Source organism: Bacillus mesophilum, assembly GCF_008923265.1.
In the GTDB taxonomy this organism is placed as follows: domain Bacteria; phylum Bacillota; class Bacilli; order Bacillales; family Cytobacillaceae; genus Cytobacillus; species Cytobacillus mesophilum.
In genome coordinates this window covers 106,383-127,635 of sequence record NZ_WBOT01000008.1, presented here as the reverse complement: position 1 = coordinate 127,635, position 21,253 = coordinate 106,383, and the positions used below count along the sequence as shown (strand labels likewise).

18 protein-coding genes and 1 pseudogene are annotated in these 21,253 nt (G+C 37.9%); 6 read left to right on the top strand and 13 right to left on the bottom strand.

What is annotated here, in order from left to right:
* Nucleotides 1-59: 59 nt before the first annotated feature.
* The 6 genes from F7732_RS19570 to F7732_RS19545 form a co-directional block, all read right to left on the bottom strand.
* Entirely contained in the window at nucleotides 60-2,078 is a 2,019-nt protein-coding gene (locus F7732_RS19570) for a serine aminopeptidase domain-containing protein (RefSeq protein WP_151575748.1), read from the bottom strand.
* A gap of 238 nt (nucleotides 2,079-2,316) precedes the next feature.
* Nucleotides 2,317-2,883, bottom strand: coding sequence for a glycerol-3-phosphate responsive antiterminator (locus F7732_RS19565; protein WP_151575777.1), 567 nt, complete (start codon nucleotides 2,881-2,883; stop codon nucleotides 2,317-2,319).
* A 132-nt stretch (nucleotides 2,884-3,015) separates the two neighbouring features.
* On the bottom strand, nucleotides 3,016-4,458 hold the full coding sequence (locus F7732_RS19560; protein ID WP_151575747.1) for a PH domain-containing protein: 1,443 nt from the start codon (nucleotides 4,456-4,458) through the stop codon (nucleotides 3,016-3,018).
* A gap of 374 nt (nucleotides 4,459-4,832) precedes the next feature.
* Entirely contained in the window at nucleotides 4,833-6,071 is a 1,239-nt protein-coding gene (locus F7732_RS19555) for an L-lactate MFS transporter (RefSeq protein ID WP_151575746.1), read from the bottom strand.
* Nucleotides 6,072-6,177: 106 nt separating this feature from the next.
* A complete protein-coding gene (locus tag F7732_RS19550) occupies nucleotides 6,178-6,906 on the bottom strand; it encodes a LytR/AlgR family response regulator transcription factor (protein WP_151575745.1) in 729 nt (242 codons plus the stop codon).
* Complete coding sequence (locus tag F7732_RS19545; protein ID WP_151575776.1) at nucleotides 6,903-8,546, bottom strand: sensor histidine kinase; 1,644 nt, start codon at nucleotides 8,544-8,546, stop codon at nucleotides 6,903-6,905. The genes F7732_RS19550 and F7732_RS19545 overlap by 4 nt, the downstream gene beginning before the upstream one ends.
* Before the next feature lie 702 nt (nucleotides 8,547-9,248).
* Here F7732_RS19545 and ahpC point away from each other — a divergent pair.
* Nucleotides 9,249-9,812: an alkyl hydroperoxide reductase subunit C gene (ahpC, locus tag F7732_RS19540; protein ID WP_151575744.1), complete on the top strand. Its 564-nt coding sequence runs from the start codon at nucleotides 9,249-9,251 to the stop codon at nucleotides 9,810-9,812.
* 13 nt (nucleotides 9,813-9,825) lie between these two features.
* Nucleotides 9,826-11,355, top strand: a complete 1,530-nt coding sequence (gene ahpF, locus F7732_RS19535; RefSeq protein WP_151575743.1) for an alkyl hydroperoxide reductase subunit F — start codon at nucleotides 9,826-9,828, stop codon at nucleotides 11,353-11,355.
* Nucleotides 11,356-11,401: 46 nt separating this feature from the next.
* On the opposite strand, the gene F7732_RS19530 is transcribed toward ahpF, so the two are convergent.
* Nucleotides 11,402-12,379, bottom strand: a complete 978-nt coding sequence (locus tag F7732_RS19530) for an agmatinase family protein (RefSeq protein WP_151575742.1) — start codon at nucleotides 12,377-12,379, stop codon at nucleotides 11,402-11,404.
* Between the two features lie 90 nt (nucleotides 12,380-12,469).
* Nucleotides 12,470-13,666, bottom strand: a complete 1,197-nt coding sequence (gene gltS, locus F7732_RS19525) for a sodium/glutamate symporter (protein ID WP_151575741.1) — start codon at nucleotides 13,664-13,666, stop codon at nucleotides 12,470-12,472.
* Nucleotides 13,667-13,783: 117 nt separating this feature from the next.
* On the opposite strand from gltS, the gene F7732_RS19520 reads away from it, so the two are divergent.
* Both F7732_RS19520 and F7732_RS19515 read left to right on the top strand, forming a co-directional pair.
* A complete protein-coding gene (locus F7732_RS19520; protein ID WP_151575740.1) occupies nucleotides 13,784-14,704 on the top strand; it encodes a LysR family transcriptional regulator in 921 nt (306 codons plus the stop codon).
* 126 nt (nucleotides 14,705-14,830) lie between these two features.
* Entirely contained in the window at nucleotides 14,831-15,397 is a 567-nt protein-coding gene (locus tag F7732_RS19515) for a permease (protein ID WP_151575739.1), read from the top strand.
* 132 nt (nucleotides 15,398-15,529) lie between these two features.
* Here the strand turns inward: F7732_RS19515 and F7732_RS19510 are convergent, their stop codons facing one another.
* The 4 genes and pseudogenes from F7732_RS19510 to F7732_RS19495 all read right to left on the bottom strand — a co-directional run.
* The gene (locus tag F7732_RS19510; RefSeq protein ID WP_151575738.1) at nucleotides 15,530-16,024 is read right to left on the bottom strand and encodes a methylated-DNA--[protein]-cysteine S-methyltransferase; all 495 of its coding nucleotides are present in this window, start codon (nucleotides 16,022-16,024) and stop codon (nucleotides 15,530-15,532) included.
* On the bottom strand, nucleotides 16,008-16,925 hold the full coding sequence (locus tag F7732_RS19505) for a DNA-3-methyladenine glycosylase family protein (RefSeq protein ID WP_151575737.1): 918 nt from the start codon (nucleotides 16,923-16,925) through the stop codon (nucleotides 16,008-16,010). Before F7732_RS19505 ends, F7732_RS19510 begins: the two co-directional genes overlap by 17 nt.
* Nucleotides 16,912-17,481: a bifunctional transcriptional activator/DNA repair enzyme AdaA gene (locus F7732_RS19500; RefSeq protein WP_151575736.1), complete on the bottom strand. Its 570-nt coding sequence runs from the start codon at nucleotides 17,479-17,481 to the stop codon at nucleotides 16,912-16,914. Before F7732_RS19500 ends, F7732_RS19505 begins: the two co-directional genes overlap by 14 nt.
* A gap of 167 nt (nucleotides 17,482-17,648) precedes the next feature.
* Nucleotides 17,649-17,888: pseudogene (locus F7732_RS19495) on the bottom strand (LURP-one-related/scramblase family protein); the annotation flags it as partial.
* Between the two features lie 128 nt (nucleotides 17,889-18,016).
* Here F7732_RS19495 and F7732_RS19490 point away from each other — a divergent pair.
* A complete protein-coding gene (locus F7732_RS19490; RefSeq protein WP_151575734.1) occupies nucleotides 18,017-18,838 on the top strand; it encodes a Cof-type HAD-IIB family hydrolase in 822 nt (273 codons plus the stop codon).
* A gap of 340 nt (nucleotides 18,839-19,178) precedes the next feature.
* Here the strand turns inward: F7732_RS19490 and yeiL are convergent, their stop codons facing one another.
* Nucleotides 19,179-19,844, bottom strand: coding sequence for a transcriptional regulator YeiL (gene yeiL, locus F7732_RS19485; RefSeq protein WP_151575733.1), 666 nt, complete (start codon nucleotides 19,842-19,844; stop codon nucleotides 19,179-19,181).
* Between the two features lie 81 nt (nucleotides 19,845-19,925).
* On the opposite strand from yeiL, the gene F7732_RS19480 reads away from it, so the two are divergent.
* Nucleotides 19,926-21,113, top strand: coding sequence for an MFS transporter (locus tag F7732_RS19480; protein ID WP_151575732.1), 1,188 nt, complete (start codon nucleotides 19,926-19,928; stop codon nucleotides 21,111-21,113).
* Nucleotides 21,114-21,253 lie beyond the last annotated feature (140 nt).

Below are 21,253 nucleotides of genomic sequence, written 5' to 3'. Positions count from 1 at the left end.
TGTGAATAAAAGAGAGCCCGAAACACATTGCTCCTTGCTCTCTCCTAATTTATATTCTATTAAAAAATTGTATACAGCGCAGTATTTGCCAGTGTAATGAGTGTCATTAACACGGTATTTAGAATAGCACCTACATACACATTGCCGGTTTTTCTATAAAAGTAGCGATTAAAGATGGCAGCTACGAGAAGAACGGGCACCAGTCCAATGACGATAATAGAGGATAGCGATTCTCCCGTATAACCTGCTGTACCTGTCGTAAATAGTAAACCATATTGATAGCCTAAATATAAAACTAAACCGCCTATAAAGTGAACGATGGAAACGAAATAACCTTTAAATCCATCATATTTTACACCAGCTGTATTCATATTGACAGATAAGCCAACGATGAAATAGTAAATAAAGAATAGTGGAGCATATTTTAATAAAGCAACCAGATGCTGATCTTCAAACGTTTTCACAGCTAGTGTCCACAGACGGAAATCAACCTTGAATAAAGCATCTGCAAGATATAGAATTCCAAAGCCGATCGCTACTGCTGCAATAGCCGTTACGAAGGCTGCTAGAACCGTTTTAATAGAAACCTTAATTCCATAGCTCTTAATCGTTGCACCCTCAGGCTTTTTAGCAATATAGTGATAGCCAACCATAATCATTAAAGTGACAATCGCGACATTAAGAGCCCAATAAAGAACCGGATTTACAGTTGGTGCTCCAAAGAATTCTGTTGTTGCAATAAGAGTATCTTGGTTTCTTAAAATAACATATTGAACCACACTCAAAACAAGCATAATAGAAGAAACTACTGTGATTGTACGCTCTGACTTTTTCACCATTGAGAAGATTAGAGCAATGGCAGAAATAGTAATAAAGACCATACTCACTTGTCTCAAGAGCCTCATTCCGTATAGATCTCCACTATATAATGCAGAGAAGAATAAAGCAGGGAACAGCAGACCAATGACAATTAAGAATAAACCTGCAAGCTTTGATCCATTTGTTTTTGCTTCTGGAAGCAGATCAGGTCTGCCACTATAAACGTTTTTCAAGAAAGGCAGTTTCGAAAGCAATGATACAACTGGTATGAATAGCATGAAGAATCCAATCAGCGCAAGGAAAGAGAACCACTCTTTATACATCCATGTCTGACCGTCCGCATCTACTGTTACAATATTACTGTAATCAGCAAATGTCATATCATAAAAATCAATAGCGTATTCTGTAGATGTTTTTGAAAAATGATTCCAAGGGTGTGTTTCATTTGGCTGATAAATAACCCTTTTTCCGCCATTGACTTCATATATAGTGCCTGCCGCTGGATTTTCCGGGTTGCCTAAAAATCCTTGCCCTTCTGCTGTACCTATGTAATTTTTCTTCACTACAGGTGCCCCGGCCGCTGCTGCGTCAGCATCAAAGAAGAATTCATCATAGATACCTGCAATTTTACCAGACGTTCTTGGACCATATGAATTGTTGATGATTTCATCTGTGTATTCCAGTGATCTCAGCCACTGATAATCAGAGCCCATTGTTAGAGAACTAAAGATTTTTCTAATGCCAGTTTCCTGAAAATCCATTTCATCAAGCATAACGGCGTGAGTTGACGAGAAGCCACCCATTGAATGCCCAGAAACTGCCATGATTCCATTACCGCTTTCATCTTTCAGAACAAAGTCCTGATCATACATATATTGAACGGCATCATAAATGGCTTGAGGCCAGAATGAGAAGAACGGAACTGGCTTTTCCATTGTACCTGTTGAATGTCCATGATCATATTGATCTAATGCTAAAACGACATAGCCTCTTTTGGACATTTCAATTGTCTGTGCATCTTGCATCTCACCAGAATTCAGATAACCGTGAGTCGCAATAATCGTTGGCCGCGGCTGTTCGTCACTTCCTTCTGGTTTATACAAGAGACCAGAAAGCTCTCCTCTTGGTGTATCAAAGTAAATCCTTGATACATCCACATCCCCACTCGAACTATTAAACTGAGAAGCTGAAAAGCTGCCAACTAAAATCAGCAGTAATGACAACACTAATAAGATGACTGTTTTTTTCATGTTTTTCATATTAATCCCCCTTTTTATCTCTCTTTAAAACTCCATCCCCCAATAACGATGACCTTTTTAGAGCATAAAAAAGACACATTAAATACCCTTGAATATAAATCCAAAGCATTTAATGTGTCTCCTGATCACGGTCACTAGTTATTAACTTAAATACAGTGTATAACTATATGAAAACGGTGTCAACAAAATATTTCGGGGGGATGAGTTAAGATTATTTCAAAAAGGCCTTCTACGGATCTTACCAAAGTTCTTTATTTGATGTCGTAACGGCGATAGCACCGTTTTCTATAGACTTCTCGATATCCTCTTTCGTACGGATTAAACCGCCAGCAATCAGCGGAATACCTGTTTTTTCATGAATTTCTTCCATGATGCCTGGTATTATACCCGGCAGCACTTCTATATAATCGGGCTGGATTTTTCTGCATACTTTCACATTGTTCTCAAGCACATGACTGTCTAATGCAAACAGCCTCTGAATGGCAATAATATTGTGCTTTTTTGCCAAAGTAATCACATTTACTCTAGTGGAGATAATACCATCCACCTTCACATTATTGATTAAATATTCGATCCCATATTCATCCATTTTCAAGCCCTGAATCAGATCCGCATGCATAAACACCTTTTTACCGTTCTTCTTCGCATACTTAACAACACTTTCTGCCTGGGAAAGGCGGGTTTCTAAAAAAATGATATATTCATGGTCTTTATTTAACGCATATTCAAAATCCTTCATATTACGGATCGCAGGTATAACTTGATTAAACAACCTCTCACATCCTATTTCTGATTTATGAATCATTAGCACAAATGACAACATTAACTTTATCGGCATCATTGTACCATTTTTACAGTTCTTTTATGGTACGCCTGCTAAACAGAATTAAAAGAATTTAAGATGAAAGAAGAGTACTTCCAAAAGGACAATATCATTTTAATACTCCAGCGCCTTCTCTTCTCCTTCTTTCCATTCTGCTGGAAGCTGTCCATAACGCCAGATGATACTTCTTTCGTAAAATGCATACCATAAGTGAATATCTTCTATAATCTGCTGTATTTGCTCTTCTGACTTTAGCTGTTCCTTTGTCTCCAGAAAATAAGGAAGATAGATTTCTAAATGATGATGGAACTTCACAGCAACTCCAATGTCTCGTTTGATAAGCGGCTGAAGAAAAGCAAGGATTTCATCGAGTTGTACTTGAGGGATTGCCTTCTCTGTAAAAAGATTATGAGCAATTAGTGATTGCTGCAATTTATACTTTTCAATTTTTATTTTATTGCCTTTAGGGATTAGCAAAAAGGAATTTAAACTCTGCCTCGTTTCTTTTGGCAGCGTAAGCTCGAAATATAATCCCAGCCTTCTCGTATTTTCAGTATGCTTCTTCATTTTATAAGAGATATAATAAATACGGTCTTTTTGCAGCTTCGGAAATTGAAAGAACCTAGTTATCTTTATGTTCCTGCGATTCTCAAAACCATATTTAAAAAACATTTTAGTGACATCAGGTTTTGTTCTATAGCCACTGTTAGGTATAAGATATTCAAAGAAACTATTCCAATATCTGATGCAATACTTATAGATTACGAGTGAAGAAGTATTTTTCTTTCTATTTGTATCTTCATTCAGATCTTTTCTCAGTACCCATGCTCCTCCAATCCAAAGAACACTCAAGAAAACAGCAAATTCCCATACTTCTGTTAAGGAACTGCGTACAACGAGGCTTATAACCATCGCTGCCATAATAAAAGCCGTTAAAAATACTCTCCAAAAATAACGTTTTTTCAGCTTCTTTATATATTGCTCCTGAGAAGGATCTAAAGGGTTGAAGCCGAGCCAGCTGCTTACCTTCTCCTTCAATACGGGACGTTCTTCAATCTGAAAATCAGATACTTCATAAAATAGGCCAGATTTGCGATGAGATGGAGGATTCATCTCTTTTTCGATTTTTATTTCTGCCATAGTGCTGTCATCAACTGATGAGCTAAAACGACCCCTCTGGTCGTTTATAAAGTGAAAAAAAGACTCTGTTTCTTCTTTCTCCAACATCTCTAATTTAATCCATTTTCCCAAGTAGAATATATCTATTTTTCCATAAACCCAGCCTAGATTGTATTTCATATCTAAAAGCTCATCATACTTAAATTCATACACTGTTAATTTTCCTTTATAGCCTTTATCAGTAAAAAGAAACCGGCTATTGGTTGCAATGAACATTCCAGTATATGTTTGATATGTGCCGCCCATTAAACGGTAAATCTTTTCATTTCCCTTTAAAATATTGGGCAGTTCTTCAATCTCTTTTTTCATTAATTTTCTTCTTTGATCACTTACATGCAGTTCTTGAAGCTGCTGCTGGACTTCTTCCATACTTGGCATGTTATCACCCCAGTTCTATATGTATTCAATCAATTGTATTTCATTTTCTAAATTCAATTTCTTTTTCAGCATACGAATAAAGAGGGAATATTGTTTCAATCTTTCCGAACAAAAAACTATTATGAATATAAACACTTTTTTCACGCAAAAGACAAATGAACTCATCAAATATTTAATCTTAAAAGCAACAAAAAAACCGAACAATTAGACAGATCTTTTTAATACCTGCTAATTGTTCGGGTGTATTATAAACTGAAATAAAAATTCATCAGTTTCTTGGATTTATTAATATTTTTTAGAAATTACTGCATTATTTTGGTAGAAACAACGAGGCTTTGCGCTGAGTACCGCACCTGGTATTACCTCTCATTTTCTTATCCCATTCTTGTTCCAGCCTGCATATTCTTCATCTTACCCGTACTTTCTTTCACTTGATCCGCTTCATGCGGAGGTCTGATTGTAATCGCAAGGATGAGAGAAATAATACATAGAACAGCAATAACTGTAAACGTTGCCTGGAAGCCTCCAAGAATCGCTGCAACGATCGACCCTGCTAAAGCACCTATTCCAAAGCCCTGATAAATGACACCATAGTTTTTACCTTGGTTTTTAAGTCCAAAGAAATCGGCTACGATGGCCGGGAAAACAGTAATATTTCCTCCAAAGCAGAAGGCAATGGCTGCTACACAGGCAAAGAAAATTGGGAAATTCAATGGCACAAAGCTTAGTACTGATACAGCAATAGCTGTGGCTAATAGTGTTCCGCAGATGACCTGCATCCGGCCCACTTTGTCTGACAGAGCCCCTAAAATAATTCGGCCTGTTGTATTAAAGATTGCTACTAATGCAACTGCATTGGCTGCGGTGGCTACATCTAAGCCAGCTAGACTCACACCAATGTCCTTAACAATTCCAACTAAATATAAACCGCTCATACAAGCTGTAAAGAAGATGATAAATAGCATGTATGCCTGTTTCGTTTTAAGCATCTCTTTTACTGTATAATCTCTTTGAGCTGATGCAGTTTGTGCTGTGCTCTCTCCAGAAACCTTCGCTTCTTTTAATAAGAAAGAACCGCCAACGACCATGACTAACACGATGATTCCCCATAATAAGAAGGCTGTTGAAACACCAAATGAAGAAATGAAGCTTGCGTTGACATATTTGAAAATCAAGCTGCCTGTTCCGAATGCACCCACTGAAATTCCAGAGATCAATCCTTTTTTCTCCGGGAACCACTTAATCAAATTACTTAAGGAAGTAATATATGCTGTACCGTCAGCAAAACCAACAATGACACCTGCAACAATGTATAGCATCCATAAAGAAGATACTTGGGAACTTAAAATTAGCCCAGCACCTAATAAGATCCCAGCCACAGCAACCAAGCGGCGGAGTCCCCACTTGTCCTGCAGCTTCCCTGAGAAAAGGGTAGCGAACGCAAGCGCAAAGCTTGTGATCGAGAACGTAATAGCTGTTGCACTTAAATCCCAGCCAAATTTTTCGACTAGCGGCTGATTAAATAAACTCCATGTATAAATAGTTCCCAGACCCATTTGAACAATTACTGTACCTATTATAATAAGAAAGCGATTTACATTTTGGTTATTCATTCCGATCTCCTCTTTCTTAACGGTTTCTATACTTGAATTTTACCGCTAGAAAGCTTTGTGAAATCGGTATCAGAATGAAATGCATCAGATTTGGAATGAATGGTATTTACAAATGCATAATCTGCCGAAAGGTTTTTGATTTACTTCTGCTGACTGGTATTTCTGCCTTTATATCCTTTAAACGTACGATATAAGTATTGTTGAACCAAGGAACAATTTCATGTATTTTTGACAGGTTCACGCTGTAGGAACGGTGACATTTAAAGAAAGCATCCTGCGGCAGCTTATCATGAAATTCGCTTATCGACATGGGCATGGTATATTCATCTGTTTTAGTATAAACACGTGTCGTCTTCTCACTTGCTTCTGCATAATAAATATCATTCACGTTCGTAACAATAATATTTTCATTTTTTCGGAGGTTAATTCTGCGATTAGAATCGGATAGCACCTCATCCTGCGGCTGCTGCTCCTTTTTAAAAGCTGATTCCAGCTTCGCTAACATCGCTGCGATTCTTTTTTCCTCGTATGGCTTTAAGATGTAATCAAAAGCCTCTAACTCAAAGGCCTGTGCTGCATGTTCCTTATAAGCTGTTGTAAAAATAATATACGGTTTTTTGGCGAATTTGCTTATACTTCCAGCAAGGAGCATGCCATCCAATGAAGGAATATTGATATCTAAAAAGATCGCATCCACTTCTTCTTCTTGTAAAAACTTCAAGACATCCAGACCATCTTCAAATGCTGCAACAATGTCAATTCCACTATGCGTTTCTATTAAATATTCCAGCTCTTCCTTCGCAGGAATCTCATCTTCTACAATAATCGCTCTCATGATATCTCCTTTATAATGTCAAAATAAACTTCCGTTCCCGGCTCCAGCCGATGAATGACTAGACCTGTTCCGTAAATTAATTTCACACGCTGATGTACATTTGATAAACCGATTTGCTTAGATGAAACCGTTCCCTGGTATAAATGATCAATGACATCCTGACCAATACCCACTCCTGTATCCCGAACACTTACTCGAATTTTCCGGCCTGTATCTTTAATTGAAATTGTTATTTTTCCTGGCCCTTTTCTTTTGAGAATACCATGAATTACAGCATTTTCTACCAATGGCTGGATCAGCAAACTCGGCAATTTCAGCTGGATATCATCTATATCATATTCAACTTGAAGACGCTCTCCAAATCTTGCTTTTTCGATTTTGATATAATTCTCTACTTGCTGCAGAGCTGTACCAATATCAATTAGCTCTTCATCCACCTCTAAATTATAGCGCATATAGCCTGATAAGCTGATGATCAGCTCTCTTGCCTTATCAGGGTCACGTCTTGTTGTAGAAGCGATTGCATTCAATGCGTTAAATAAAAAGTGAGGATTAATTTTTGTCTGCAGCGCCCTTAATTCTGCTTTATTTGCCTCTTCCTTAATCTGCTCTACCCTTGAAACTTCCATTAAGGTAGAAATAATCTGGGCAAGTCCGATGGCCATTGTCTGAAGTGTATATGTAATCGTATAAGCCTTACGATAATAGATTTTCAGCGTGCCCGTAATAATACCCCTTTCCTCTAAAGGAATGATCAGCAGGCAATGAATCTGCGGAGTATGATGATCTGCAATATTGTTTCGGATCGTTATCATCCCGCTGCGGATTGTCTCTTTCGTTAGATCGCTTATAATCTCTTGGCCAATTTGATATTTTTCTTCCCCAAATCCCACATAGGCTAGCACGTCCCTTGTATCTGTAATCGCAACGGCATCTGCTTTAATATCTTTTTTTATAATGGTGCAAATGGTATGAAGAGATTCCGTGTTGATGGATCGAAAATAAGGCAGTGTTTTATTCGCAATATTAAGAGCTAATTGTGACTGCTGTGCAGCAATACGCTCTTTTTCACCCTCCACACTGGCAATCATCAATACGATCAATCCAATACTTCCCTGCCCTAAAATCATAGGAAATGCAATTTTTGAAACGATGTCCACTCCTAGTTGATATGGTTCTGCCATAAGAAGTATAAGGATCATTGTTAAGATCTCACAAAACATTCCGGCTGCAATTCCATATATCCACCTTCTCGCTTTTTTCATATAAAGATGGATATAACCGGATACAATCCCAGCAAGAATACTCGTAATCAAACAGGGGATAGACGTTACTCCCCCAATATCGATTAAATACCGGTGAACCCCTGAGACAATTCCAGTTATAATCCCAACCCAAGGACCAAAAAGAATGCCTCCAGCGGTGATGGCGATTGTTCGGATATTCACAATCGAGCCTTCAACTTCTATTCCTGAATAGGTTCCAAATAGGGCAAATAAACAGAAGATCACCGTGATAATAGATAGCTCTGTAGGAGAATGCCGATCTCTTTGCAATATTTCTTTAAATCTTGGCACTCTGGTCATAAAGAATAATGTAATCAGTAAAAGTGCTGCTCGTTCGATTAATTGAATAAGCATTTGCAGTTCAATTGAAAGGTACAAAGCGCTCAGCCTCCTTAGTGCTGTATTCTTTTATCTAAACAATATCATCATATCTCATTATTTCTTTACTCTCATCATAAGAAATTGTGTTTAATCTAACTGACACTCACCATCGTCAGAAGAAATGGTATTTTCATCAGGAAGGGTACAATTGAAAATAGCATAAGGAACAATGGTATGTTCATCTATTTGTAACATTTATTTTCATTGAGAATTTTTAATCGTTTCTTTTGCCATTTTCCCCTGTTATTGATAGATTAGAAAGGGAGGAACGGTTTCACAAATCCGTCTTTATATCCGAAACATATGCATCCTGCTGCCGCAATCCCTATTCATTTGCTTCTTATTTTTCTTTCATTCGATTAACCTTTTTAATCAAAACCTAACCTGTAACCCTATGAATTCTAATGTATAGAACAAAAATGATTAGATTATACTAATCGGCGTGGTTATGTTTCCCAGCCATCAGATATTATTACATCAAGTTCGGGAATTCATCCATTTCCTGCTCTCATCACTGCTTCTTTGTTACAAGTTTATTAATATAAATGAAAACCACCTCAAATCAGTTGACAAAGAGAATCAATCCTATATAATAATAATTACAAATTAGTATCTATTATAGGAACTATACATTTCTATAATATCTACATATTAAATTTTAGGAGGAATTTTATTATGCCATTAATCGGTAAACAAGTTGAACCATTCACATTACAAGCTTACAAAAACGGTGATTTCATCGAAGTAACAGAAGAAAACTTCAAAGGCAACTGGAGCGTTCTTTGCTTCTACCCTGCAGATTTCACATTCGTTTGTCCAACTGAGCTTGAAGATCTTCAAAACCAATACCCAGCACTTCAAGAACTTGGAGTAGAAGTATTCTCTGCATCTAGAGACTCTCACTTCACACACAAAGCTTGGCACGATACTTCTGAAGCAATCGGCAAAATCACTTACACAATGATCGGTGACCCAGCTCACGTTCTTTCTCGTCAATTTGATGTATTAGTTGAAGAATTAGGACAAGCTGACCGCGGTACTTTCATCATTGATCCTGACGGCGTAATCCAAGCTGTTGAAATTAATGCTGATGGCATTGGCCGTGACGCTAGCACAATCGTGAACAAAATTAAAGCAGCACAATATGTTCGCAACAACCCAGGCGAAGTTTGCCCGGCTAAATGGCAAGAAGGCAGCGAAACACTTAAGCCAAGCCTTGACCTTGTTGGTAAAATCTAAGGAGGCTTAAACAATGGCACTGGATGCAGAAATCAAGTCACAATTAAATCAATATCTTCAGCTTTTAGAAAATGACATTCTGCTTAAAGTCAGTGCAGGTACAGATGACGTTTCAAAGGAAATGCTAGCTCTTGTTGAAGAGCTAGCTTCCATGTCATCTAAAATCACTGTCGAAAGAGCAGAGTTATATAGAACACCTAGCTTTAGCATTAACCGTGCTGGCGAGGATACTGGCGTAACGTTTGCCGGAATTCCTTTAGGACACGAGTTTACTTCTTTAGTATTAGCATTGCTTCAGGTCAGCGGCCGAGCTCCAAAGGTTGAGCAAAGCGTCATTGACCAAATCAAAAAAATCGATGGCAAGTATAACTTTGAAACATATGTTAGCTTAACATGCCACAATTGTCCTGATGTTGTACAGGCGCTAAATATCATGAGTGTACTTAATCCAAATATTACGCACACGATGATTGATGGAGCTGCTTTTAAAGAAGAAGTTGAAAGCAAAAACGTTATGGCAGTACCAGCTGTCTTCTTAAATGGAGAGTTCTGGAACGGCGGACGTATTTCACTGCAGGAAATCTTAGCAAAATTAGGCGAAGGCTTAAGTGCTGAAGATTTTGCAGATAAAGAACCATATGATGTTTTAGTTGTCGGCGGCGGACCAGCCGGTTCAAGTGCTGCTATTTATTCTGCTCGTAAAGGAATCCGTACTGGTATTGTTGCGGAACGCTTTGGCGGACAAATCCTTGACACTCTAAGCATCGAAAATTTTATCAGCGTAAAAGCAACAGAAGGTCCAAAACTTGCACAAGCGCTTGAAGAGCATGTAAAAGAGTATGATATTGATATCATGGACTTACAGCGTGCAAAGCGTCTTGAAAAGAAAGACCTTTTTGAACTTGAACTTGAAAACGGTGCTGTTCTTAAGAGTAAGACCGTCATCATTTCAACTGGTGCCCGCTGGCGCAATATTAATGTTCCTGGTGAACAAGAGCTTAAAAACAAAGGTGTAGCATACTGCCCGCACTGTGATGGTCCATTATTTGCCGGTAAAGACGTAGCCGTAATCGGCGGCGGTAACTCTGGTATTGAAGCAGCGATTGATCTGGCTGGGATTGTGAAACATGTCACAGTTCTTGAGTTCGCTTCTGAACTAAAAGCAGACAGCGTACTTCAAGAACGCTTAAACAGCCTGCCAAACGTAACAGTTGTCACAAATGCTGCGACTAAAGAGATTACTGGTACTGATAATGTAACTGGCATTACGTACACAGACCGTGAAACAAACGAAGAACATCATGTTGAACTTCAAGGTGTATTTGTCCAAATCGGTCTTGTGCCAAACACTGAATGGCTTGAAGGCACTGTTGAGCGCAATCGCATCGGTGAAATCATCGTTGACAAGCGCGGAGCAACAACAATTCCTGGCGTATTTGCTGCGGGAGATTGCACAGACAGCGCTTATAACCAAATTATTATTTCAATGGGATCAGGTGCAACTGCTGCATTAGGTGCCTTTGATTATATGATTCGAAATTAAAAAAAGCGGACTTCGCAATTTTTGCAAAGTCCGCTTTTTGTTTTGCTTATTGGGCACTGTGTTTCCGGATATAATATCCTTTTGCAAAATTGAGGAAAATATGCAAAGCTACACGAGCTGTTACATCCCTAAAATCCTTTGATGGATCATTACATACAATATCAATACCTGTAACTTCTTCTAGTTTTCCTAATTCAGCAGCTGTATAAAAAATGTCTTGAGGATTTAAACCGCCAGGTCCAATTGCTGGTGCACCGGGAACATATGCTTGATCCATCACATCCATATCATATGTTACATAAATTTCATCACATTTATCCTTCAGAGCTGCTACACTTTCCTCCAGAATCGGCGCAATTCCTCTTTCGTAAACCTGGTTAGCAGTATAAATTGTTATTCCTTCCTCCAAAGCATAATCTCGGTATGCCTTGGAATTAGCAAAATCCCTAATGCCGATACTAACGATGTGATCGCCTTTTACTGTTTCTGTTTCAATCAGACTTCGTACAGGCGTGCCATTAAACCGGCCACCAAAAGATGTATCTCTAACGTCTAAGTGGGCATCAAAGTGAATCAGCCCTATTTTTGCCTTTGTATCATCTTTAAGCCCTTTAATAATGGGATACGTGATCGAGTGGTCTCCGCCAATAGTAATCAATGTCGTTTTCTTAAATTGCTGCTTAACTTCCTTAAGCGCCTCTTCTATATTGTTATGACATTGCTTAATATCTGTAATATGCATTTTCACATTCCCTAAATCCACGGATTTTAATGCAGCTAAGTCGATATCATTATCTATATTGTAGGTTGTAAAACCTCCCCATAACTGACGAAAAGCTTCCGGGTTTAAATGAGCTCCAGAAAAACTCATTGAACTTTTCGATAGAGGAACACCAATGAAAGCAAAATCATAAACTACTTCATTTTTTATCTCTTGATCAATCCATTCAACTAGTCTTGTAACATATGGATCTACTTTTTCCTGATTGTATTGAACAACAGGTTTTGTTAAGTGATTAAACATGTGATTAAACCCCTTACTATTTGTAATATTTGCTTTTATGTGAATGTTGTTCCAATGCTTGCTATCGCACCATTTATCTAAAAACCTTTGTTAACTAAAGTAATTAATAAACCCTACTACAATTGGAATATATAATGCATCTACTAAAAATGCCCCGACAATTGGTATGACTAAAAATGCTTTAGGTGAGGGTCCAAATTGTTTCGTTATGGCATCCATGTTGGCCATTGCATTTGGTGTTGCGCCTAAACCATGGCCTGTCATCCCGCCCATCATTACTGCTGCATCAAAATCTTTCCCCAGGAGACGGAATCCAACAAATATGGCTAACAGAACCATAAAAATAACCTGGATCACTACTATTACTAAAATAGGCAATGCTAGATTGGCAATTTCCCACAGCTGTATACTCATCAATGCCATAGATAAGAAGATTCCTAATGCAACATCTCCTATAAGGCTCACACTACGCTGGTCATAAACTGGTTTCTTAAATCGATCTATAATATTTCGAACTAATACGGCTACGAACATTGCACCAACATAATCTGGCAACACAAAATCTGTTAGATCAGAGAAATAGCCACTTAGAATCACACCAAGACTTATACAAAATGTCAGTAAAAATATTTGCTGCATTATTAAGTTCGTTGTAATAGGTTTTGCCGGATCATCAGCAGCAGATGCTGACTGCTGATTAAGTATACTTGGGTCTGGTTTCAAGTTATGTTTATTAATCAGATACTTCGCTACTGGTCCACCGGTAATCCCCCCTGCAATTAATCCCAGTGTGGCTGCTGCTAAACCTATAGTGATTGCAGAATCTATTCCCATTGCCTCGATTGTTTCTCCAAAAGCTGCTGCTCCGCCATGGCCACCTTCAAGAGAAGGAGCACCTGCCATTAGACCTTGCAGAGGATGCAAATCAAAAACCTTAGCTAATAACACCGCAATGGTATTTTGAAAGAAGGCAATTCCTCCACAAATAAGCCAGTATATAACAAGAATTTTCCCACCTTGCCAGAGTAGTGAAAAACTCGCTCCCAATCCTACAGATGTAAAGAATAAAAGCATAAACAAAGATTGTAAGGATGTATCTAAGCTAATCTCAATAATATTTAGACCACGAAGAATAAAGACTAGAATCGCAAACAAGAATCCTCCAACAACAGGTGCTGGGATACAAAACTTATTTAAAAATGTAATTTTTTTAATTAAGTAAAGACCAAACATTAAGACAGCGACAGCTAAAAATAGTGTATGAACTTGGCTCAATTCTATTTGCAAACGCACAACCCCCTTATTTTTAAATATATTGATAGTTTAAATTATTCTAACTATAATTTATAATACTATCTATTAATATATTTATAATTTTTAACTATAAATAGGAGGGGCGTTTACATGGACATTCGACAGCTAAAATATTTTGAAACCCTCGTAAGAAGAAAAAATTTCACAAAGGCTGCAGAAGAGTTATTTATCAGCCAGCCTTCTTTAACAAATACGATTAAACAACTTGAAAAGGAATTGGAATTTAAATTATTTGAGAGAACGACTCGAATCATTTCTTTAACGGAGTCCGGGGAGATCTTTTACAACCATGTCATAAGTATCTTACAAGTGTATAATTTAGCTTTAAAAGATATGGAAGAGATAAAGCTAGTAGGCAAAGGAATAGTAACTATTGGAGTTATAGAATCTTCTAGATTCTGGCTGCCAAAGATCATTCGAAGTTTTTCTGTGAAATATCCAGAGATAAAAATTAATTTTAAAAATATTATTCGACCTAAAGATGTGGAAACTGCCTTAGTCAACTATGATATTCACTTTGCTATTACCACTCACCCTATTACAAACCCAAACTTGGAAAGATACGAGTTATTTCAAGAAGAATTTGTTATATTACTGCCAGCACACCATCCACTATCTAAAGATAAGTCAATAGATTTAAGCATGTTAGAGGACGATATTTTCATTCAATTTTCTAATGGCTATCAAATAAGAGATGATTTTTTAAAAATATGTTACACAGCCGGTTTTAAACCTAAAGGACTTTATGAAGTTGATGATTTTGAAACAGCTTTCAGTTTAGTAGAAAACGGGTTAGGTGTCGCTCTCATACCTGAGAGTTATTTTAAATATACACCCAAAAAGCTTGATTCAATCTCTTATCTGCGGCTAATCAATCCTGCTCCCATAAGAAAAGTCTATATTAGTTTTCATCAAAAACGATACTTAACACCTGCAGCCCATGAATTAATCACCCTGGTACAAGAATTTTTTGAGGGAAGAGGAGAAAATCAAATAGCCGACTCAGAATAAGTTGGCCGGAAATATAGGTATTTATAAAATTTACAAAAATTAATATATTTTTTAAATATTAACCAAAATGGACAGTTATACTAAAAATTGTTTAGTTACAAAGTATACCTTAAGGAGGCTGTCCGCATGTTTGCAGGTCATTTTGGTGTTGCCGCTGCCGTAAAAAGCAAAACAACTGAACTGCCACTTTGGTCTTTGTTAGTTGGCACACAATTGCTTGATCTCGTATATATTCCTTTTGAATTAGCCGGATTAGAATCTATTGAGCCAATAGGTGATGGAGGCTACGCCAACATAATGGTTTACGCTTTTTACACACACTCATTTATCGGCGCATTGCTCATCTCGATCATAGCAGCATTTCTAGCCAAGATCTTTTGGGGTAAAAAATCAGGGTTTATTATGGGGAGTGTTGTCTTCAGTCACTGGATACTCGATTTAATCGTCCACCGTCCGGATTTACCGATCCTCCCCGGAAATGCAGGTAATTTTCCGCTGATGGGATTGGGACTTTGGGAATCTGTCACAGCCACTTTCCTGCTGGAATTTCTCTTACTTGCAGTTGGTGCCATTCTTTACTTCAGATACACATTGAAAGCAGCTGGTCCGGAACGCAGAGGGAAAGCGATCGCGGCTGGATGTGTGATGACTGTGTTTCTCTTTGCCTCTTTAGGCTTTGATGCATTTGCTTAGAAGGTACTTTCCTGATTATTAGTAAACAAAAGACATAATCAGAGGATCAAGCGCTCCCTCCTAATTTCTTCTGCTGTGCTGCCCATTTACACCTTTTGAAGGACCACCAAAAAAGTCATGATTTATTTTCTATTAAATCATGACTTTTTCTGTGTCGATACGTGATCTCTCATGTTCTAACAGCCATTTTTTTCTCCAGATGCCTCCCGCATATCCAGTTAATGTTCCATTTGAACCGATGATTCTGTGACATGGAATTACAATGCTTAACATGTTCTTGCTATTTGCATTTCCAACGGCTCTAATGGCTTTTTCATTCCCAATGGTATTAGCGATATCTCTATAAGATCCTGTTTTTCCATATGAAATGCTCTCCAGAGCTTTCCATACTGATTTCTGAAACTCAGTACCTTTACATTGAATAGGAAAATTAAATGTTAAGCGCTCACCTTTAAAATATTCATCAAGCTGGTTATAGCATTCTGCTAATACTGGAGGCGTTTCATCAAGTATCATTTCCTTTTTCTTTTCATCCGAGAACAGGATAGAAAGAATGGCTTTATCCGTACCAATGATCTCGATTACTCCTATGGGAGATTCATACGTTAACTTATACGTTTTTATCATATAATGACCTCCAGAGATAGAAGACTGCATATGCCTGCCATCCTTCCCAATCAGCAGCATATGCTGTTAATTCTTCTATCGTCGGTTTTCTATTAAGTTCTAACCATTTTTTTAAAGCATTATGAAGTCCAACATCAGCAATTGGAAAAGCCGTGGTATCATGGAGACATTTCATCATCACGTAATCTGCTGTCCATGGACCGATTCCTCTTATACTTGTTAATGTCTTTTTGACTTGCTGGGTGCCATTTTGCTTCAGCAGAAGTTCTTTTGTTAGTTCTCCTTTTGCCATGATTTTGGCAATGTTTATAATATATTCTGCCTTCCTTCCAGTAAATTGAAGCTGTTTTAGATCATCAATGTCTATTGCCGCGATCTTCTCACATGAAGGAAATGTCCAAAAGGCTTTATCCTCGAATACAAGTCCTTCACCATATTGTTCGACAAAACGTTTCTTTAAGGTGTATGCAAAGGTTAAGTTAATCTGCTGACCCATTATTGCCCACACTAATGCCTCAAATAAGTCAGGAATACATATCAATCGCAATCCATAGTAATTTCTAACAAGATCCTTTAGTACTCGATCTTGATTAGCTGTTTGATAAAATAACTCTAGATCCTGGCCTAAATCAAGCCATTCACAAATATAATGTGCTGTTTTTTCCCGCTGAAGCCTGGAGGGAACATCAATTGGATATTCAACCTTTATAACCTGATCTCTGAAACTAATTTTACTTAATATGAGCGATTCCTTTACTCTGATCAATTTATATAGATATCCTTCGCTTATCTGATGAAGCACTTCTAAATCAGATCTTCCCAGAAAGATTAAGCACTCTTCAAAACTAAATTCCTTTGGTGGATTGATTTCTAAATAATTTCCATAATCAATCCAATTCATAGCAGGTGCCTCTTCTGTACTCACTAGGCGAGCATTGTTTTACAGTCCGAAATGCCTTATAAAAGGTGGAGGTGCTCTGAAATCCCACTTCATAGCATATTTCAAGATTTGTTAAGGCTGTACTTTTCAGAAGGTATGCTGCTTTATCAATTCGTATTTTCTCCAGATAGGTACGCGGAGTCTCCGCGGTTTCCTGTTTAAATAAACGCTCTAAATAAAAAGGACTTAATCCAGCCTGATCCGCAATATCTTTTAAAATTAGATCTTGCTTATAATGATTAATTAGAAATGCTATAACTTCTTTCACAACCACCATGTGCGGCGAAAACTCTATTTCAGGCTGACACCTCTTGCAGGCTCGAAAACCAGCGTTTTCAACCTCGGTGATATCATCATAAAATTCTACATTTATTTTTTTCGGCTTTCTTGACCTGCAGGATGGACGGCAGTATATTTTGGTTGTTTTTACTGCTGTGAAAAATAGACCATCGTATTTGCGATCACATGCAATAATCTTCTCCCATTTTTCTTCAAAAGATAAACGAATAGAAGCCACGACAATCCACCACCTCTCTAGACAATTGCCAGAATATAACCCTTTGCTGGTTTCATTCTAACAAGTTGTCTGGGCTTTTTCGTCCTAATTCTTGCTCTTATGGTCTATTATAAAAAAAGTGAAGACACTTTGCTCTTCACTTTTTTTCATCTGTTATTATTAAAAGATTAATCGGCCCCTGCAGCCGAAGAAGCTGCCGCCTGATCTGATTTTACACAATCAATTGCAATCACAAGGGCAATTACAATTGTCTCCATCTCTTCCTTCAAAACCTGTACCTTATAACTGTCTCCCCAGGTAAACCATTCTTTTGTCACCTTTCCTGCAACTTCACCGTGCTGAAAGATAACAAAATCCATATCCCACCAGTTCCCCTGCACATCTATGCCTGCAGCATCTATTGAATAGCAGATATAGATTCATATTTTGTATTTTAAGCACTCTTTTCCAGTCGCTTCTACGTCATATATTTTTCAGCCTAACTATGTAATAATAATAGGTATCGATCTTTAAAATGCAGAAAGGAGATTTAACGATGAAATGTATCTCAATCGATTTAGACGGCACTTTGTTAAATTCTCAGCATGAAATCACTGAAACAAGTCTTAAAACATTACAAGATCTTAAAAATCAAGGACATTGTGTCATTTTAAATACCGGCCGCGCTATTGCTGATGTCTTGAAAGTACCAGGCATTGCAAGCTTAGAACTGCCTACATTCTGTATAAATGGCTCCACCTTATATTCCAGCACAGGTGAATTGCTATATGAAGCGACCATCCCTGTTGAAACATATCAAGAAATTTTTACTGTACTGAAAAAGCTGGGTGTAGGGATTCTTGTTTATACCAATACCGGCGGACACCCGTCCACATTGCCTCCATTACATGGAAAAAGCGTGGATGAACTGAACACTCTTTTTCAGGAATACGATTATGATAAACTTCTAGAGCAAGAGGATGTTAAAATTTATAAAATGATTGCTCTTGTTTATAATGGGCAATTAGAAAAAATAGAAGAAATGAAGGCAGCTTTAGGACCTCATTTCGATGTTTCAATGGCATCTTCTTTTCCTAATAACTTAGAAATCACCTCTGGTGAAGCACATAAAGGTAAGGCACTCTTTCGATATCAAAATTTAATGAACATCGAATTTGAAGAAATTATCGCCATTGGAGATGGCGGAAATGACCTTGCACAATTTGAAGTGGCAACCACTTCAATCGCCATGGGGAACGCTCCGCTTGCCATTCAAAACGCGGCGGACATTGTGACAAAAACGAATGATGATGATGGATTCTCCTATGCAATGGAACAGCTTAAATTGCTGTCTGCAACTGATCCAATCATCGTTTAACTTGAAGAGGGTGGGACATAAGTATTTAACACACCTATTGAACCGAATGGTAAGGAAGGTCATCTTTCTAATCATTCGGTTTTTTATTTATAATTATAAAATATATTTTATTTACATGAGTGAAATGGAGCGGAGGGCCCTCGACTCCTGCGGGCTGCAGAGCAAAGGGTGAGACCCCGCAGGAACGAAGTGACGAGGAGGCTCAGCTTGCTCCCCGCGGAAAGCGAGGGTCCGCAGCGCAATGGAACGGTCTTGATTAAATACCGAAACCAAGATATTGAATATTCGTGTTTTAGAAATATTAATTTCGTTTTGTCCCAGCCTCTAAGCTTTTTCTCTCCTATCCATTCCTCAGTGCACCTGCCAATTCATGCAATGATTGAGGTTGTATAATCCGGTAGTTTCTCCCTTCCTTTTGCAAAAACTGCTTCTCACAGAACTGTGTCAGCACGTGTAAGAGGTGGCGATAGGATACGCCAAGATAATCACAAACGGTTACGTGCTTCTCCTTATAGAGTCCTTCATCTGCTGTCTGCAGGATAAAATCAGCCAGCCTATTTTCCAGTGGAAAAGCAAGACTTTGAGAATACTTTGCGGCCATAAAAGTGGCTTTTAAACTTAAAAACTTGGTTAATTCACGCAGAAATTTATTATCATCCAGCAGTTGATTCCGGTAGCAATGATAGGGTATGGCAAAGCAAATCGTTTTTGTCGTTGCTTGAATTCCTTTTGTGTAATACACATCATTTAATAATTCCATTTCACCAATATATTCGTTCTCATTAATAAAATTGATCAGCGACACTTTCCCATTTTGATGTGTGACATAGATTTTGGCTTTTCCTTCGAGAACATAAAATAAATAATGGGGTCTCATCCCCTCTTGAATGATCCATTCATCACGCCCATACTCGTGTACTTCCATTTCAACGTTAAAAGAAAATAAATGAGCGATACTATAATTCTCTACATAAAACTGCTTCTTCTGATTTTTGTAAACTTCCATCTTTCACCTCAAAAATATGAGATATCTCATATTAATCAACTTTCCTTCCATGATATCATGCATTCAGTTAGGAGGTTTATAATGAATACACAACGCTGGATGAGTACACAATTTTTTAGTTTCTTTTTGACTTGGGGAATTTTTCTCCCTTATTGGTCGGGATGGATGATTTATACAAAGGGAATCTCGGTGTCGGAAGCAAGCTTAATTATGAGCTGCGGTTTAGTTGCCAGAGGCCTGTCTACATTGTTTGCATTTCCATACTTATTAGAAAGAGTAAGCAGTAAAGCTCTATTGCAATTATCTGGGATTGGCACCCTGGTGTCCATTCTATGCTATATTCCTGTTGATTCTTTTACTGGTTTATTGATTGTTACAATTGTTCTTCATTTATTCTATCCTACATTAATGCCAGCATTAGATAGTGCAGCCAGTGTTTTAGTTCAAAATAAACAGCTTCAGCATTATGGACGAAGCCGACAATGGGGATCAATTGGTTTTGTTTCTATTGGGATTGTTTTAACCGTTTTTACAGGCATGATGGGAGATGAAGTCATCCTCTGGGCACTTTTAATTGGGATGATTGGCTTTGTAGCCCTCAGCTTTATGAATGCGCCTCGTATTCTTTCAGAAAAGCCGAAAACAGATCTTAAACAAAAAGTAAGCCTTGCTCAGTTATTCCGCATTAAAAACTTTGGCTTAGTACTGATTATTGTGATTCTGCTTCAGGCAGCACATGCCACATATTATAATTATGGCTATGTTTTTCTGCAGGATATTCATGCACCTGTCTATCTGATTGGTCTGATCATTAATATTGCGGTCATAGCTGAGATTCTATTCTTTGCTACTGCTGATAAAGCATTCAGGAAATTTTCAGTCGGGTCCTTGCTGTTGATATCTGCGCTTGGTTCCACGGTTCGCTGGATTCTGGTCTTCGTTTTTCCAAACGTAATTGTATTCAGTATCGCACAGACCTTGCATGCATTCTCTTTTGCAATGGGCCATTATGCTTTTATGAAATACTTAATTGCTCATATTCCACATGCACAAATTCCAAAGGCACAAGGCATCTATTCCGCACTTGCGCTTAGCTGGAGCACTTCTGTTTTCACGATTATCGGCGGCTATTTATATGAAGTGCAGCCGCAGTATGCCTTCCTCGGGATGATTCTCTGCAGTGTGCCTGCGATGATTATTGCTGCCATGTACCAAAAGCTGGAGAATAAAGGGAAAGGCAATAGTCTTATCCAGCCGAAACAAGCATAAGATGTTGTCCAGAAGAATTATATTGAGCTTCTGAACATATATATAAGACCTAATGAGCTAATCATATTCAAAGTGGTTAGCTCATTATTATTTAGATATTTAGAAGGATTTTCCTAATTTCGCTAGAATTTTACTAATAT